Raw genomic sequence first — 16,390 nt, forward strand, 5'->3', positions numbered from 1 at the left:
ACAGGACTTTTGACCAGGCTGTTCTCCGGGCACAAATCTCCTGGTGTAAAAAACACGACCGCAACTGCTTCACCCCTTATAACGATGCCCTACCGATGCTCTAGCTTTTAGCCGTGCTTTCTTGGAGCTGCGGGAGCTGAATCACATAGCGGAAGCCTTCTTCGGGCGATCCCTGCATCGTAATGCAGCCCTGGTGCATCTCGACAAGCTGATGACTGAGCATCAGACTCAGACCTTCACGCGATCGAGACTGGTTGGAAAGATTGCTGTGCGGCTCAGAATCCAGCAGCCCGAGCGAGGATTGCCTGCCAGCATGATTGGCAAAAAGCTTGCCAGAGCTTAAGTCTGAGTTTGACTGCTGTTTCCACGGCTCCGAGGAAAAGGAATTGGAGCTTGAGCCAGGATAAGACAGGGGAGCGAGGTCAGTAATCGGCAAGCCGTCTCCTAACCAGGGATGGGAAGTCCAGATCATGAGATGAAGGGCGTTCTGGCGGCGCGAACCGTGAATCCGAATCACGCTGTCAGAACTAGAAGACTGAATCACATTAAAGACAAGATGGTAAAGAATTTGCCGAACTTTGTCTTTGTCAAGCATCCAGAAGCGAAGACCCGGCTCTACCGTGAGCTGAATGCGCTGTTCCCGACGGTGGGCTGCCTGGTTGAGGCTGCTGATGGTGAGCTGACACAGCATTTCTACATCGACCGGTGAAAGCGTCAGTGTGGTGCTGCGATCGTTCAACACGCCCAGTTCTACGATTTCATTAACCAGCGATAGCAGATATTGTCCGCTGTTATGGATAATGTCAATGTACTCCTGCTGTTTATCGGTCAGTGCGCCGTAAATTCCCTGACTCAGCACCCGCGCCATGCCCAGGATCGAGGTGAGCGGTGTCGAGAGCTCCTGCGTCATCTGGCTGATCAAATCTGCTTTCACCAGAGTCGGGTTCTCAGATGGACTGGACGAAGCTGGCTCGCTGGCAGCAGAGGGAAGCAGTAGAGCGGTCTCTTTGATTTCGCTAGAACCGGGATGGAGTTGCTGATTGAGCAGCCAGTTTCGCTCAAATTCGCTGATGCTCCAGCGTGCCATGAGTTCTAGAAACTGAATATCGCGACTGGTAAACTGGCGTGGAGCCAGATCCATTACTGCCAGCACGCCCAAACAGCGACCACGAGAATCAACAACCGGAACGCCCAGATAAGCGCGAATGCCATACTGCTGGAAAAGAACGCTGCTGGAAAATCGATCGTCTGCTGCCGTATCAGGAACCGTTAAAGGACGCTGACTCTCAATTACCTGGAGAAATAAACCTTCGGTGCGTGGAAGCTGACGAGAAGCCGCAAGCTGGTTCATCAAGCCAATTCGCGATAAACCAACTGCTGCCTTTAGCCAGACTCGATCGCGATCAAGCAAACCAAAGGTACAAATTGGCATTTCTAAAAAATGAGCTGCCGTTTGAGTTGCCTCATCAAAGATGGGCATTGTTTCTGCTTCTAAAAGTCCTAGTTCTAATAAGGCTTGCATCCGATGTTGCTCTGATTCCAAATGGACGGCTGGATCGATCGAGTATTGCGGTTTATGCTCAGGGTTCTTCATAACAACCCTTCCTTTGGTAGGCAGGTTTAAGCCATCGAATCGAGAGGGATCGATGGGGGGTGCGATAAATCCATACTTCCCGGACGGATTGCATCTTGAACAGATGAATTAAAGCGATTGTGAATTTCCGAGCTTTCCAGGATCTTTTATTGGTTGAGTGATGATCAAGGTTCCGTAAAATTACCTGCACCGTTTAGTAAAAAAAAGATTAGAGCAGGGTGAAATGGAGTGAATCGAGCGAACAATAGCCATTTTTTAGGCAGCCCAAGGCATTACAAAGACCCTGCCCTTGATGCAAAGCGCAGTCGCTACTCGCTCTAGTTAGTAACGAATAGATATAACAGATGTTTACAACTTATTAGTGAGCTGTTTCCCCAAGGAAAGGTTTACAGCGGAAATGCGGTAATCGATTGCAGAAATTTGAGAAATATTTGAGATTCTGAGTAGGATTTCAGAAGGATTCGAGCTGCTCTATTGCCTCCTTAATCCTCGAATTACGGAGGACTTCAGAACCAGAATAAGACATCGTTTCAGCACGACTGAAGGCAATTCGGAAAACAATTAGGCCTTCAAATATTCCCTTGAAGCAACAGAACTGGCAGCCCAATTGCGCCCCTGTAGAACACCGTTGATCGCCAGAGGACGCTTTTTGGTAAAGGGGGCAAACTATGCCGATCGCAAACTGGTGCAGGCTTGGCTGGCTTCAGTTTGCTGGAGTTGGTGCATGTGGCTAAACAGCTTCCAGCAGTATTGCTCTGGCAAGCCGCAAGTAACCGCGCCGCGCAGCACGACATTAAAATACCAGTCGTTGGGTGCGTGTTCTTCGGTGAGCTTTTCGATCACGGTATAGGTGCGAACGTGAGCATAGCGGTGTCCCTGGCTCACCACTTCGATCGTTTCGTGACGATAGCCTTTTTCTCGCTCATCGAGCCGATCGCTCAGCCGCTGGGGGAGCCGATACAGCACGCCTTCCACCTGCGATCGCCCGTCTTTCACAATATCCAATACACCGCAGTTGCGAAGCTGCGATCGTTGGAAAAACCCCAGTCGATAACCGCTAAGCGTTGCATGACCGACGACGTAAGGGTGCATTTTCTCGCCGAGCGATCGCTTCAGGTCTACCGGACACATACAGGAACCGTAGGCAAAGTAATAAAAGGACGGTTCGATCGCTTGGAGGCTGCGGGAAAACCGATGCGACGAGAGAGATTCCATACGGGATGCGAGTCAGGAAAGAGAGATTAAGAAATAACCTGATCCTAAAGCCTTGATTACCCAGGAATTGTATCAGATATATCGGAGGATTGCCACATATCCCGACCAATGAACCGGAGTATGGGAAGAGTGAAGATTGGGGGCAGGTGTTCGGTAAAATCGTCTGATGATCAATTCCGACTCTTTCTTCCAAATTCCTGATTCTGCCTGGACGCGATCGATCGGTTCTGGTTGGGATCATCCTTACACCGTTCGCTATGCCAGCAATATCGATGATGGTCCCTGGCACGGAATGCCGTTAGGCGGTTTTGGGGCGGGCTGTATTGGGCAATCGTCCCGCGGCGATTTTAATTTGTGGCATATCGACGGCGGCGAACACTGGTTTGGGTCGATGCCTGCCTGCCAATTTAGTGTGTTTGAGCAGGAGGGTAATCAAACCCAAGCATACGCGCTCTGTACTGAAGCCCCTACAGATGGAACATTAGGGGCATGGCAATGGTACGGGGAAATGGCAGAAGAACAGGACAAGGGAGACTATGCTGCGCTGTATCCGCGAAGCTGGTTTACTTACCGCAACAGGTTTCGAGCGGAGATAGTGTGTGAGCAGTTTTCCCCGATCTGGGCAGAAAATTATCGAGAAAGCAGCTATCCGGTGGCGGTGTTTTTGTGGACGGTACGAAATTCGGGCGATCGTCCCTTAACGCTGAGCGTGATGCTGTCCTGGCAAAATATGACGGGCTGGTTTACGAACGCGCTAAAATCGCCCGAAGTCAAAGTGCGAGATGATGGCAGTCCGGTGTATGAGTATCAGCCGCGCATCGGGGAAAGTGTCGGGAACTTTAATCAGGTTCAGGCCGATGGGGGCGGAATTGGCTGTGTGATGGGTCGGGTTTGCACAAGTGATCCGGCAGAAGGCGATGGGCAATGGGCGATCGTCACTGATGCCAACGCAGGCGAAGTGTTTTATCACAGCCGATGGAATCCGATCGGGGATGGCGCGGATCTGTGGCAGTCCTTCGGTCGAGATGGATCATTGCCCAATACTCACGACGAAACTCCGGCAGGGACAGGCGAACAAATTGGCGCAGCCGTCGCAGTGCGAATCACGCTGGCTCCCGGTGAGGTGAAGCAGATTCCCTTTGTGCTGGCGTGGGATTTTCCGGTGACGGAGTTTGCTGAGGGAACTTCTTATTTTCGTCGCTATACCGATTTCTTCGGGCGGAGTGGAGACAATGCCGGGTCGATCGCTCAAATGGCCCTTGCTCAATATCCGCAGTGGCGCGAGCAGATTCAGCAGTGGCAGCAGCCGATCCTCGATCGCTCGGATTTGCCGCAGTGGTTCAAGATGGCGTTGTTTAACGAGCTGTACGACCTGACCAGCGGCGGAACTTTGTGGAGTGCGGCAAGCGATCGGGATCCGATCGGGCAATTTGCCGTTCTGGAATGTCTGGACTATCGCTGGTATGAAAGCTTGGACGTGCGGCTCTATGGCTCGTTTGCGCTGCTGCTGCTGTTTCCAGAATTGGATAAAGCGGTGATGCGGGCCTTTGCCCGAGCAATTCCGACCGCAGACGATACGCCCCGCGTGATTGGCTATTACTTCACTCAGAAAATGGAAAGCCCGATCGCCCAGCGCAAAACGGCGAACGCAACGCCCCACGATCTGGGTGCGCCAAATGAGCACGTCTGGGAGAAGACCAACTACACCAGCTATCAAGACTGCAACCTATGGAAAGACCTCGGCTCCGATTTTGTGCTGCAAGTGTATCGCGATTTTGTGTTTACGGGCAGCCAGGATATAGCGTTTTTGCGGGAAAGCTGGGGGGCGATCGTCGCCACGCTGGACTACCTGAAAACCTTTGACCTGGACAATGACGGCATTCCCGAAAACTCCGGCGCACCCGATCAGACCTTTGATGACTGGCGATTGCAGGGAGTCAGCGCGTACTGTGGCGGACTGTGGATTGCGGCGTTAGAGGCAGCGATCGCGATCGGGCAAGTTCTAGACAAAGCAGATGGAGCGGTAGACGGGCGAAAACAACAAAGCGAGATTTATCAGGGCTGGTTGGGGCAAGCGCGATCGGTTTATCAGGAAAAGCTGTGGAACGGACAGTATTACCGTCTAGATAGCGGCAGCGGTTCAGCAGTGGTGATGGCGGATCAGCTTTGCGGGCAGTTTTACGCGCGGTTGCTGAGTTTGCCAGATGTTGTGCCAGAGGACTGTGTGCGATCGGCGTTAAAGTCGGTGTATGAAGCTTGTTTTGTCAACTTTAATCAATATGTCGCGGCGAGCCGTGAAAAATCAGGGGAATCAAGAGAGGCATTTGTGGCAATCGGGGCGGCAAATGGAGTGCTGGCTGATGGGTCTCCGGTGAATCCTAATGATACGCATCCGCTCGAAGTCTGGACGGGGATTAATTTTGGGCTGGCAGCTTTTATGCTGCAAATGGGAATGCGATCGGAAGCGATGGCAATTACGGAGGCAGTGGTGCGGCAGGTTTACGAGAACGGACTACAATTTCGCACGCCGGAGGCGATTACAGCAGCAGGAACCTTCAGGGCGAGCCACTATCTGCGGGCAATGGCAATTTGGGCGATTTACTGGCTATTTTGATTTTCAGCGATTCTAAGTTTTTTTCTGGAATCGCGGAACACTCGGCTCCTCCTCAAGTCATAGGTAGCAGCTTATTTACTGAAGCTAGCATCCCCCATCGGGGAGAGGATTTCTTGCAGTCCTTATATCGTTTGCTGCTTTGCCGGGTTGCCCCTGCTTAGGTCATCAGGAGGATTTATGTCAAATCGTTTTGCGTCTGGGGCGTTCCCTCAGGCTCGCTCGAATGCGTCGTTTCAGCTACAAACGGATTCGCCGCTATTCCAGAAAGTTCAGCCAGAGACTCAGCGCAAGTTTCTGAAAGTAAGCAGTTCAAGAAATTCGCCCTTCCAAAAGATGCGGTTTGCTCAGTCAGGCAACAGTACTGGCAGTCTGAAGATTCAGCCCATTAGCGCAACGGCAACGGCAAATCAAGGCTTAGCTGGCAACAGCTTATCGACTGCCAATAATCTGGGCAACCTGAGCGGACGAGCGGAACTCACCTGGAATGGCTCGATCGGCGGCAGCACGACGGATCAGTATTTTCGGATGAATCTGTCTCGATCGCTGCGGTTTCGACTTACTCTGAGTCAGCTTAGTGCCAATGCGGATCTGTCAATCGTGCGGCAAAACGGCGATTCCGTGGCGCGATCGTTGCGAGGCGATCGGCAAGATGAGCGAATCGAAGGCAACCTGCGGGCGGGAACTTATTTTATTCGCGTTTCGGCAGGCACCACTAGCACCAACTACACGCTGAAGCTGAAAGGATCAGGATTTGCCAGCGATGCCGGAAATACTACCCTGTCTGCCTTGGATGCCGGGAACATTAGCCGCCTTCAGCGCAGTTACCAGGGACGGGTAGATTCAAAAGACAACGCCGATGTCTATAAGTTTTCCCTATCCGAAGCTGGGCAAGTCGCGCTGAACCTGAAGGGTCTTTCCGAGGATGCCGATATTCAGTTGCTCAGCAGCACCGGGGCAGAACTGGGACGATCGGGCAGCGATGGACAAACAGAGGAAACGATTCAGCAGCAGCTTAATGTGGGCAGCTATTTTGTGCGAGTCACTCCGTTCGACTCCGATCGCGCCAACTATACGCTGTCGATGACAGGCGGCACTGGGGCATCAGCCGCTTATGTGCCAAGTCCTTCCCCGATTCCTGCACCCAGTCCAACTCCGGGTGGGGGAGCCACTTCGAGCGGTAGTGCTCCTGGAACCTCGCTCAGCACCGCATCTGTTCAATCTGCCGCTTTTTCACGCAGTGACCAGCTTAGTGCCAGCAATCGGGAAGACTTTTATCGCTTCAGCCTTTCCCAATCTGGGACATTCACGGCAAACCTGAGTGGCTTAACGGGCGATGCCGATGTGCGGCTGATTCAGGACAAAAACAATAACGGCGCGATCGATCCCGGTGAGGTGCTGGGCTGGCAGTGGGAATGGGGAGCTACCGGGGAATCAGTTCGCCGCTTTTTGTCTGCCGGAAACTACTTTGTGCAGGTAATGGGCTACGGTAACCAGTCCATGAACTACACCGTCAACACCAACTTCACGCCCTCCGGTAGCGACGATCGCAAATTCTCGATGCAGGTTAATTTCGCAGACGGGATAGAAAGCCTCAACTTCAACGTTCGTAATGCGATTACCGAAGCCGCTAAATTCTGGGAAAATGCCATCACCCACAGCAGCTTTAACGGTTCCCATCTGCTCCAAATTGACGTTCAGGGCGTGAATAGCCCCCAAGCCTGGCTGGCAGCCGCAACCAATCGATCGGGCGCGACCGATGCGAAAGGGAACTGGATGCCCACCACGGGAATTGTCCGTATCAACACCAGCTACAGCAATTCCTATAACTCTGATCCCAGCTACCTGAAAACGCTCGTGATTCACGAACTGGGTCACGTTCTGGGCATCGGCACACTTTGGGAGAAGCAAGGACGCAGCCTGATCGATCGCGGCAGCAACACCTACAAAGCAGACAGCTACGCAGGCAGGGCTTATGGCGAAATTTCCGGCATACTTGCGCCTAAAGCCATTCCGGTTGAAGCGGGCACGTTCGGTCACTGGGACGAAGGTAAATTTGGCGATGAGCTGCTGACTCCCTTTGCGGAAGGTGCAACCGTGAAGATGCCGCTGAGCCAGGTTACGCTTGCTTCGCTACGAGATATTGGCTGGAACGTCAACTACGGCGCGGCAGATAGTTTTTCCGTTACCCAGTCTGTGCTGGCTCCTGAGGGTCTGGTTCCCAGCGGCACGACGGTAAGTGGCTGCGGCTGTTCGATGTGTGCCAACGTGCGCTCGGCTGCGGGACTGGATGAAATTGGGTCTGGAAGTTTGATGGCAGCGATTACCGCGTAGCGAGCACTGCTTCACATCAGGGTTGCCTGATCCGCGATCGTTTCCTCCTTCTGACCCTGCTGAAAGCAAAAGCGGGATGCTAGATTGTGGCTAGGAGTCATTCATGCGAATGGTTCCTGGCTTTTCTTTTTCAGGCAAACCCGTTCAGGTTAAGCAATTAGCAATGGCAAGAGGCGATCAGATTTACGTGATGCGACCCCTCCTCAGCGTTGAGGGCGTTTACGAACATCATGGAATTGATTGTGGGGATGGCACGATAATTCACTACCACAAAGGCGATGATGCCGTGATTACGCGCACCACGATGGAGGCATTTGCCAGAGGCACCCCTGTTTACACCAAACAGCAGCCGCTTGCTTTTATTCCCGATATTGTGCTTCAGCGGGCAGAGAGCCGGCTGGGCGAACGGCAGTACAATCTGCTAACCAACAACTGTGAGCATTTTGCTAACTGGTGCAAAACAGGCAAAAACGAAAGCCAGCAGCTCATCAACTACGGCTTAGACTTGTCCCAAATTCGATCGCTTGACTCCCGCCGCATGATCGAAGAAGCTGCCCAGGGAGGCGATCCGGTGACTGCGATGCAGTTGCTCAACCACGCCCAGAGCAATATTTCTGTTGCTCAATCGACCCTGCAAGATCAATACAACCGGGCACAGCAAGACATGACCACCTGGGAACGAGTGGCAACGCTGGCGTTAAAGCAAAGCCGAGAAGACCTGGCGCGAGCAGCCTTGGAACGCAAAGTGCAGGCGAAGAAACAGGCAGAAGCCGCCAAAAATCAGCTTGCAGAATTGGTTGGTATTCGAACTACGCTCGATCGCAACAGCCTGCAAATTAAGCAGCGGCTCACCCCGGTTAGCTAACCATCGGGCTGCTGGACGGCTGCAGCTCTATCAGAAAGCCGAATGCTACTTATTCGCAACCGCCTCAGCAGGCAAGCACAGCAAATTATCACCGTAGGTGCGAATCAGCCCGCGCTGGCGCAGTTTGCCCATCAAGCGCGTGACCGTAACCCGGGTTGAGCCGATCGCGCTGCCAATCTGAGCATGGGTGAGTGACCAGGGCAGCCCGTAGCCTTCATCGCAGGGTTCGCCAAATTCTTCAATTAGCAGGGTGAGGAATCCGAGCAGGCGATCGATCGTGCGGCGTTGTCCCAGCGTGCTGAGCCAGAGCAGCTTCCGCTGATGCTGATAGCGAAAGGCATCCAGAACTTCGCGCCGAAAGTGGGGCCAGTTGTCCAGGTCGTGCCAGTAGAGCCAGATCACCGCCGTTTGATCGACATGAGCAAAACTTTGGAGGGTGAACGGCGACTGCGCCACAATCTCAAAGGGCTGACCTGCCCCAACAAATCCCAGAAATGCTTCTTCTGAATTGATCCGGGGTAAACGGGAGGACCCGCTGCTCACACTAGCACTCACCTGTGCCTCGCCAACCAGACGAACCGCTCCACGCTGTACCAGGTAAAGTAAACCTGCCCGTGCCGGAATTTTTTCGTCTTTGCTAAAGGTACGGTAGCGGTAATGCTCCTGTGCCCAGTCGAGAATACGCTGCCAGGTAAGAAATGGACGGGAGGTTTCTGAGGGTGAAGACACTGAATACATAAGGGGTGACTACAACAATCAGTAGAGATGGGGGACTCTGAACTGAACTGGACGATAATGAACAGAGAGAATAATCAACAGGGAGAACGGCCGAAGAGAATACAAAATCGATTTCTTTGAGTTGTGCTTTGTGCTAATTGCATCAGTTAATACCCGTAGAACGGCTTCTTTAAGCCTTACTTTGATCTGAATCTTGATATATTACAACCAAAGTTAAAAAATCGAGTTCAGCGAAATCGACCCGCTTCTCAGGAAGCACAATAATTCTACCGGGAGTGTTAGATTGCATACCATTCTATCTGCTGCTCTCCGATCGCGACTAGTTCATCGGATACAAAAAGCACTCCATACTGAGAAGCTTCAGCAGGATGGAAAAAGCCAGACGCTTCCGCTTAAGCAGACCCGACAAGGTAAACAAAAGCAGCTTGAGTACGTTTCAGCGGTTGCTCTGAGATATGCACAGCCCTTGCAGAAGCCAGCACTACAATTGGCGAAAGACCTGATGGAGAAGCTGAGCAAACCGCTCGAAAAACTCGATGCAACTTTGCAAGGAACACTGTCTGACGCGACCCTGGACGACCTTCAGAAACATTTCAATCTTGAAGTCGCACCTCCCGGCTGGGTCTTCTTTCGGCTTGCAGATCCTGGCTTGGCAATTTGGCTGCAATGCCTCGTCGATTACCCATTACCAGTTGCCGAGGATACCTCAACAACGCTGCTGGAGTCCCGATCTTTGATTCCAATGGCTGCGTCTGCCCGTAATTCTACCAGTGTTTTTCCGATACTGCACACCTACGCCCGATGTCATAGTGTGCTTCGTCTCGGTCAGCAACTTGGGCTGATACAGGCGATCGCAAGCTGTTCTCCGTCGGCGATCGTTAAACCTGACGCTTCCTTTTGCGGCTGGCAAATTCAGGCTCCGAAGCCCTTTCCCTGGCTGCTGCCCACCGGAGGCTTTCGCGGCAGCCAGCCCGCAGAGTGGCAGCTTGTTGAGCAAATTTGCGCCACTCTGGATCAACGAGCGGAGCTAGACGCTCAGTTCAACCCAATCTCCGATATAAAAGAAACTCTTAAGCAAGCCGATCGCCTCAGCCAGAGCTGGCAACTATTTTATGCGGCGTGTCGCATCGCCGACGAAGTAGGGCAAAACGACCCCGCGCAGGCACAGCTTCGACTGGGATTAACTTGGATTACTCAAAAGTTGCTGCACGAATTGCTGCGCTCGATCGAACTGCCAACTCCCCTGTTTCTCTAACAGCTCAAGCATCATTCTTGAGAGGCAGCCGCTTACTTCTATTATTAATCTGACATCATGCCTCTGACGGATTTTCTCCAAAAGCGTGACAAATCAAAACAGGTTTGTTATTCTATCCAATGTGTGAGGAGCGAACCAGCAAGGGCATCGAGACGAAACACGGTCAGTCGTCGATGCCCTTTCTGATATCAATTTTTTCTCACTTTGTCGGATTTTTATTAATACTTTGCTATTTTTTTATTAAAAAAGTTAATTAGTATTAGATTGGTTCCAATTAAGTTTTAAGAACCCGTTTTAAGTACAAGAAATTTAAGTGGCGATCGTGACGAGCGAGAAATAATTAGAGTTAGATCAGCAGCACAGATCCTGCGATAAATTACTCAATCAATCCCTAATTTGAGTTCTGGTTGAGTCCGGTCTGGCGCGATTCGATCGGCTTTTTTGTAATCGTTCGCAGCAGGTTGGTGACAGGGTGTTCGAGAGGCTGTCTGAAAAGTCATCATCCTGACCCGAACCACCCCCGCGCGGATCAAGGCTGGGGAACCAAACCATCGCTTAGTTTCGCAGTCCCCTGACGTTGAACCATTGAGGGGCGATGCAGCATGATTGATCCTGCTAAAACACCCCCTTGCACTCAATCTGGAAACAGCAAACTAAAGCAGATTACCGATCGAAAGCGTCGATTGATAGCTGCTCAAGATGCGTCCGGCTCCCCGCAACTGCTGAGAATAAGTGCGGCTGATTCGATCTTCGGTTTCAGCCAGGGTGTCAATGCCGATTCCGTTTCTGCCCTGATCCCTGCCAGAACTGTGCAGATAGCAGCTTTCTCCGATGTACAAACCGACATGAGTGGCACGATCGGGAGTCCCAAAGAAAACTAAATCACCCGGTTCAAGCTCCTGAAGGGCGATCCGTTGGGCGAAGCCCTCCTGCTGATAGGCATCTCTGGGAATCCAGATTCCCACCGAGGCAAAGGCAGTTTGCATGAGCCCAGAACAGTCGTAGTTCGGTCCCACTGTCCCGCCCCACAAATAGCGATTGGGCTGATTCATTGCGCTGTAGGTAAAGGCGATTACCTGCGACATCCGGGCACGAGTCTCAGCTTCGGGTAGAAAAAGCGGTTCATAAGCTGCCTCAGCCGCCTCTAACAAATCCAGATCTTCAACCGCAATCCAGCCCGGATAGTCATCTTCACAGAGCCGCACCTGAATCACCGTGCCGTTGACCTGTCCTGCTTCGTCAAAGGGCAAAGCCAAAATTTTGAGCTGTCGCCCTGGCATTGCTTGGGTTGCCAGCGATCGCAAATCAGGCGAATCATACAAATTGAGATTGCCCTGACACTCATACTCCTGAGCCGGGTTATTGTCGATTGCCACTTTTAGCAAAGGAAGCGTCAGCACAGCAGTTTCTCACCCATTACTTGTCCACTCCCTCTATTTTTCCACCTCTTCACCCCCTTACCCCGCTTCCTTCACTCATCCACTCCCTTCCTATTCCCTCACGCCATATCTCCTACTCCTGATGTAATCTTTGGTGGGTGAACTTGTGAGGTCTAATCATGCCTTTCTTCTATCGAGATGCACAGCTTGAGCAGTGGGGCGATCGGATTTTGGAGGCGACCTGGGCTGCTTTTCCGGGACTGACGCGCACACAGCTTGCGATAACCTGGCTGATCTACGATGAGCCGATCCCGGTGAATACAGGCGGAGCGTTAACGCCAGAAGAGTTCTGGAAATATCCGGTGCGGGGGTTTTCCTATCGGGGAGTAGAGCAAATTTATCCGGCGAGCGTGGTGAAGCTGTTTTACCTGGTGGCGGTAGCAGAATGGCTGGAGCAGGGCATGATTCAGCCCTCGGCAGAACTCGATCGCGCCGTGCGAGACATGATTGTGGATTCGAGCAATGATGCGACCAGCCTGGTGATGGATATGCTGACCGGAACCACGAGCGGTCCAGAACTGCCGCCAGAGCCATTTGAGACCTGGAAATCGCAGCGTAATCTTGTAAACCGCTACTTTCAATCCCTGGGGTGGATTGAGCTAGAAGGCATTAATGTGAATCAGAAAACCTGGTGTGATGGACCTTACGGACGCGAGCGGGCTTTCTTGGGTGAACTGCGGGAAAATCGCAATACCCTGACCACCGAGGCGACCGCACGACTCATGCACAGTCTAATTGGAGGAGTCGCAGTTTCATCTAGCCGATCGCAGGCAATGATGACTCTGATGCAGCGCAGCCTGAATGCGGCGGATCTCGCTGCCGATCCTGAAAACCAGGTGACGGGCTTTTTAGGGGAAGGCTTGCCGACCGAGGCAAAACTGTGGTCAAAGGCAGGATGGACAAGCCAGGTGCGCCACGATGCCGCTTATGTGGAACTGCCCAATGCTCTGCCCTATGTGCTGGTCGTGTTTACAGAAGGAAAAACTCAGAGTCAGAACGAGAAGCTGCTTCCGTTTATTTCAGGACAGGTGGCTGAGTGTGTGATGGAGGGGTGAGGGGGTCAGAGGGCGTTTTTTGGGGTTGGGAGGAGGATGGAAAAGCAGGTTTCGTTGGTGTTGCTTTCGGCCCAGATTTTTCCGCCCAGGTGTTCAACGAGTTTTTTCACGAGTGCTAGTCCCAGTCCAGTTCCGCCGTGCTGCCAGGGATCGTTGTTGGGAATGCGGTAGAACTTTTCAAAGATGCGGGATAGTTCTGGAGCGGGCAACTGTACACCTGTGTTGCTGATGCTCAACGAAATCCAGGGCTGATCGGCTTCTTTAGGAGGCAGGAGAGAGGCAGCGATCGTAATGGTTTCCCTGGCTGGGGTGTACTTGCAGGCGTTTTGCAGCAGTTCGAGCAGGATTCGCTCCAGATAGCCCAGGTCGGTGACGATCGGCGGCAAAGGATGAGAGACCTGAATTTTGAGCTGCTGCTCCTGTTCCTCCAATCGCTCAGTAAAGGACTGCGTAATGGCAGGTAGCCAGGATTTAAGGTCAACGGGAGTGAGGTTGAGCGTTTGACTCTCAGAGTCGAGGCGGGACAGGTCGAGCAGGTCATTAATCAGGCTGGTTTCACGCTGACACTCTTTACTTAAAATCTGGAAATATTGAGCGATGCGCTGCTCCTGCCCCTCCATAGTTCCTGCCTGTTTGAGCGCGACCGACAGCATTTGAATCGCCATTTTCATGTTTGCCATCGGGGTGCGGAGTTCGTGAGACACGGTGCTAAGAAAGTCGTCCTTGAGCCGATTGAGCCGCTCTAGCTCTTTGACCTGCGCCTGGGCTGCCTGAAATAGCCGCGCCTGTCGAATGGCGATCGCGCACTGGTTTGCTACCTGCTGCACCAGCCGGATATCCTGCTCGGTATAGCGGCAAAACGCCTGGTTAATCAGCCACAAATCACCCAGAACTCCCTGGTCATCAACGATCGGGCAAGTGAGCATGGCAACTCGCCCCCGCACTGGGTTGGGCATGAGCGAACAAAACTGAAACGATAAACCTTCCAAAAGCTGATTGTAGATTTCGGGAAAGGCTTCCAGAGAGACGCTCCGCCCCTGATAGGGAGAAAGATCGTTGGTGTATTCGTAGTGGATAGTTGATGTGCTTTTTTCCAGGTCGTAGAGGGCAGCATTGCAGCCAACAACGCCCGTTGCTTTTGCCAGCTCTGCCACGACGGTTTCAAGAATCTGATCTTCGTCCAGGCTGTCGCGCACTTTGTCGGTGATTCGCTTCAGCGTTGCCTCAAACTCAAACGCGAGCTGAAGTTCTGCAGTGCGGGCTTGAATCTGCCGTTCCAGGTTGGTGTTGAGCCGCTGCACTTCCTGATACAGTTCTGCCTGCTGGATTAAGCTTTCCAGGTGAATTGCAAGCTGATGCAGCAAGTTGAGTTCCCAGGCTTTCCACTGGCGATCTGCACGGCACTGATGCACCACCAGCAGACCCCAGAGCGAATCCTGCACGATCACCGGAATGCTCACCTCTGCTTGAATCTGAAAGTGATGGCGGCTCGACGTGTCGATATTAAATCCGCCCGATTGCACCAGTGCCTTCGATCGGTTGATCTGACGACAGAGTGCCCGAAACTGACGCGTCAGGTCGGACCGGGGCTCTGCTTGCCAGCGCGCTTCTGTAACCGACTGCGCCAGGATGTCGCCCTTGCTGCGCGGTTTGTAGTGGTAAATTAGGACGCGATCGGTTTGGAGAACCTGCTGCACTTTATCGGTCGCGGTTTGCAACATTCGATGCAGATCCAGCGATTGATTGGCTGAACGGGCGATCGCCCGGACGAGCTTTTGCCATTCTGCCTGTTGTCGCTCCCAGTCTTGAGAAGAAATACTCGGTTCAGGATTCGTAGCGGAAATGGGAGACAGTGCAGGCGTCAAACCCTGTCTCAAAGGCAAATTGAAATCGGCTTCAAGGTGATGATCAGACACAGGCTCAGCGAAAAATACAGCATGAAACGGAAAGCGAAATTAAGGCGAGAGCGAAAGCGGCTGAGTACTTGCCTTGCGCGACTTCACAAGTGTGGCGTTTCACCGCGTCAGGTAGCAGCTAGGCGCACCAGTCATCGAATGAGCTTCCCGGTCTAGAGTGCCCACAGGTGAAATGAAATCACGGTCGCAATTCATCAACCGGACGATCCGGGTGAAACCCACGGAGCATGGACGAGATAAAGTTTTTGCCAATCTAACTTTATTCCTCAACGCGGTAGCCAAACTCGGCAAGCTGGTTACGCGACTGTCTCCATTTCGGCTGCACCCTAACAAAAAGCTCCAGGTACACTTTGCCCATCACTAGCTTTTGAATCTGCTGCCGGGCGGCTGACCCAATGGTTTTCAGCATTTGTCCGCTCTTGCCGATGATAATCCCCTTTTGGGAGTTTCGCTCCACATTAATTGTTGCCAGAATCCGGGTAATGTCAGGGGCTTCTTCGACGCGATCGATCGCGATGGCAACCGAATGGGGCACTTCCTCGCGGGTATGCAGCAAAATCTGTTCGCGGATGAGTTCGCCCATAATGAAGCGTTCGGGCTGATCGGTCACTAGATCGGGCGGGTAGTAATAGGGTCCGGGTTCCAGTGCGCCAACCAGGGTAGCTTGCAGTTCCTCTAGCCCGGCTCCCGACAACGCTGAGAATTTTACCAGCGACCAGTCGCGCTCTTGAGCGATTTCGGCGTAGGTCTGATCAATTTGCTCGATCGCCTCGCGGTCTTCAGGCTGCTGGTCGATTTTGTTAAGTCCCAAAATCACAGGCGTTTCGGTACGCCGAATCAAGTCAGTCACAAACCGATCGCCCTTGCCTGACGGCACAGACCCATCAACCACAAACAGCACCACATCGACCGAGTCGATCGCAATTTGAGCATTTTTAACCAGGACTTCGCCTAGTTGATGATGGGGCTTGTGAATCCCTGGGGTATCGACAAAGATAATTTGTGCGTCTGGAGTCGTGAGAATTCCCCGCAGGCGATTGCGTGTCGTTTGAGCAACCGGAGAAGTGATAGAGATTTTTTGCCCGACAAGCTGGTTCATCAGCGTTGATTTGCCCACATTGGGTCTGCCAATGATGCCCACAAAGCCCGACCGATAGCCAGGCGGGGCGATCGGGATGAGTGGTTCACCCAGTGCAGCAAGCAAATCAGATTGGTCAGGAGCAGCAGGGTGCGAAGCACTTTCCTCTAGGGGGCGATCGGTCATAGCAGGTCGTACGTTGTACTGAGTTGTACTGATAAGCAACAGGAACACTATGTTCTATGTTCGCATCGATCGATTCTTGAGAGCGAAGATTCACACAATGCAGC

Annotated in this window: 11 protein-coding genes; 5 read left to right on the top strand and 6 right to left on the bottom strand. The window is 52.6% G+C overall.

From position 1 onward, the window contains the following. Positions 1–100 precede the first annotated feature (100 nt). Entirely contained in the window at positions 101–1,594 is a 1,494-nt protein-coding gene (locus NDA02_RS02045) for a GAF domain-containing sensor histidine kinase (protein WP_190793276.1), read from the bottom strand. 666 nt (positions 1,595–2,260) lie between these two features. Further along, on the bottom strand, positions 2,261–2,809 hold the full coding sequence (locus NDA02_RS02050; RefSeq protein ID WP_190793277.1) for a gamma-glutamylcyclotransferase: 549 nt from the start codon (positions 2,807–2,809) through the stop codon (positions 2,261–2,263). A gap of 166 nt (positions 2,810–2,975) precedes the next feature. On the opposite strand from NDA02_RS02050, the gene NDA02_RS02055 reads away from it, so the two are divergent. The 3 genes from NDA02_RS02055 to NDA02_RS02065 all read left to right on the top strand — a co-directional run bounded on the left by NDA02_RS02055 (position 2,976) and on the right by NDA02_RS02065 (position 8,619). After that, entirely contained in the window at positions 2,976–5,423 is a 2,448-nt protein-coding gene (locus tag NDA02_RS02055; RefSeq protein WP_190793278.1) for a GH116 family glycosyl hydrolase, read from the top strand. 177 nt (positions 5,424–5,600) lie between these two features. Continuing rightward, positions 5,601–7,754, top strand: coding sequence for a PPC domain-containing protein (locus tag NDA02_RS02060; protein ID WP_190793279.1), 2,154 nt, complete (start codon positions 5,601–5,603; stop codon positions 7,752–7,754). A gap of 103 nt (positions 7,755–7,857) precedes the next feature. Next, entirely contained in the window at positions 7,858–8,619 is a 762-nt protein-coding gene (locus NDA02_RS02065) for a lecithin retinol acyltransferase family protein (RefSeq protein WP_242067471.1), read from the top strand. Between the two features lie 45 nt (positions 8,620–8,664). Here NDA02_RS02065 and NDA02_RS02070 read toward each other — a convergent pair whose 3' ends face one another. After that, on the bottom strand, positions 8,665–9,357 hold the full coding sequence (locus NDA02_RS02070; RefSeq protein ID WP_190793280.1) for a Crp/Fnr family transcriptional regulator: 693 nt from the start codon (positions 9,355–9,357) through the stop codon (positions 8,665–8,667). Positions 9,358–9,640: 283 nt separating this feature from the next. Between NDA02_RS02070 and NDA02_RS02075 the strand changes: the two genes are divergently transcribed. Next, complete coding sequence (locus tag NDA02_RS02075; RefSeq protein ID WP_190793281.1) at positions 9,641–10,612, top strand: hypothetical protein; 972 nt, start codon at positions 9,641–9,643, stop codon at positions 10,610–10,612. A 653-nt stretch (positions 10,613–11,265) separates the two neighbouring features. Here the strand turns inward: NDA02_RS02075 and NDA02_RS02080 are convergent. After that, positions 11,266–12,009, bottom strand: a complete 744-nt coding sequence (locus NDA02_RS02080; RefSeq protein WP_190793295.1) for a C40 family peptidase — start codon at positions 12,007–12,009, stop codon at positions 11,266–11,268. A gap of 161 nt (positions 12,010–12,170) precedes the next feature. Here NDA02_RS02080 and NDA02_RS02085 point away from each other — a divergent pair, with 161 nt between their 5' ends. Then, positions 12,171–13,106 carry a serine hydrolase gene (locus tag NDA02_RS02085; RefSeq protein WP_190793282.1) on the top strand — a complete coding sequence of 312 codons (936 nt, stop codon included), beginning with the start codon at positions 12,171–12,173 and terminating at the stop codon, positions 13,104–13,106. Between the two features lie 5 nt (positions 13,107–13,111). On the opposite strand, the gene NDA02_RS02090 is transcribed toward NDA02_RS02085, so the two are convergent. Both NDA02_RS02090 and era read right to left on the bottom strand, forming a co-directional pair. Further along, the gene (locus tag NDA02_RS02090) at positions 13,112–15,022 is read right to left on the bottom strand and encodes a GAF domain-containing sensor histidine kinase (protein ID WP_190793283.1); all 1,911 of its coding nucleotides are present in this window, start codon (positions 15,020–15,022) and stop codon (positions 13,112–13,114) included. Positions 15,023–15,281: 259 nt separating this feature from the next. Then, positions 15,282–16,286 carry a GTPase Era gene (gene era / locus NDA02_RS02095; RefSeq protein ID WP_190793284.1) on the bottom strand — a complete coding sequence of 335 codons (1,005 nt, stop codon included), beginning with the start codon at positions 16,284–16,286 and terminating at the stop codon, positions 15,282–15,284. Between the last annotated feature and the right edge of the window lie 104 nt (positions 16,287–16,390).

The organism is Leptolyngbya sp. ST-U4, assembly GCF_039962215.1.
In the GTDB taxonomy this organism is placed as follows: Bacteria; Cyanobacteriota; Cyanobacteriia; order Elainellales; family Elainellaceae; genus Leptolyngbya_A.

Excerpts from the sequence above, each read along its gene's own strand:
- NDA02_RS02045 (WP_190793276.1), bottom strand. The coding sequence starts at position 1,594 with ATGAAGAACCCTGAGCATAAACCGCAATACTCGATCGATCCAGCCGTC.
- NDA02_RS02050 (WP_190793277.1), bottom strand. The coding sequence starts at position 2,809 with ATGGAATCTCTCTCGTCGCATCGGTTTTCCCGCAGCCTCCAAGCGATC.
- NDA02_RS02055 (WP_190793278.1), top strand. The coding sequence starts at position 2,976 with ATGATCAATTCCGACTCTTTCTTCCAAATTCCTGATTCTGCCTGGACG.
- NDA02_RS02060 (WP_190793279.1), top strand. The coding sequence starts at position 5,601 with ATGTCAAATCGTTTTGCGTCTGGGGCGTTCCCTCAGGCTCGCTCGAAT.
- NDA02_RS02065 (WP_242067471.1), top strand. The coding sequence starts at position 7,858 with ATGCGAATGGTTCCTGGCTTTTCTTTTTCAGGCAAACCCGTTCAGGTT.
- NDA02_RS02070 (WP_190793280.1), bottom strand. The coding sequence starts at position 9,357 with ATGTATTCAGTGTCTTCACCCTCAGAAACCTCCCGTCCATTTCTTACC.
- NDA02_RS02085 (WP_190793282.1), top strand. The coding sequence starts at position 12,171 with ATGCCTTTCTTCTATCGAGATGCACAGCTTGAGCAGTGGGGCGATCGG.
- era (WP_190793284.1), bottom strand. The coding sequence starts at position 16,286 with ATGACCGATCGCCCCCTAGAGGAAAGTGCTTCGCACCCTGCTGCTCCT.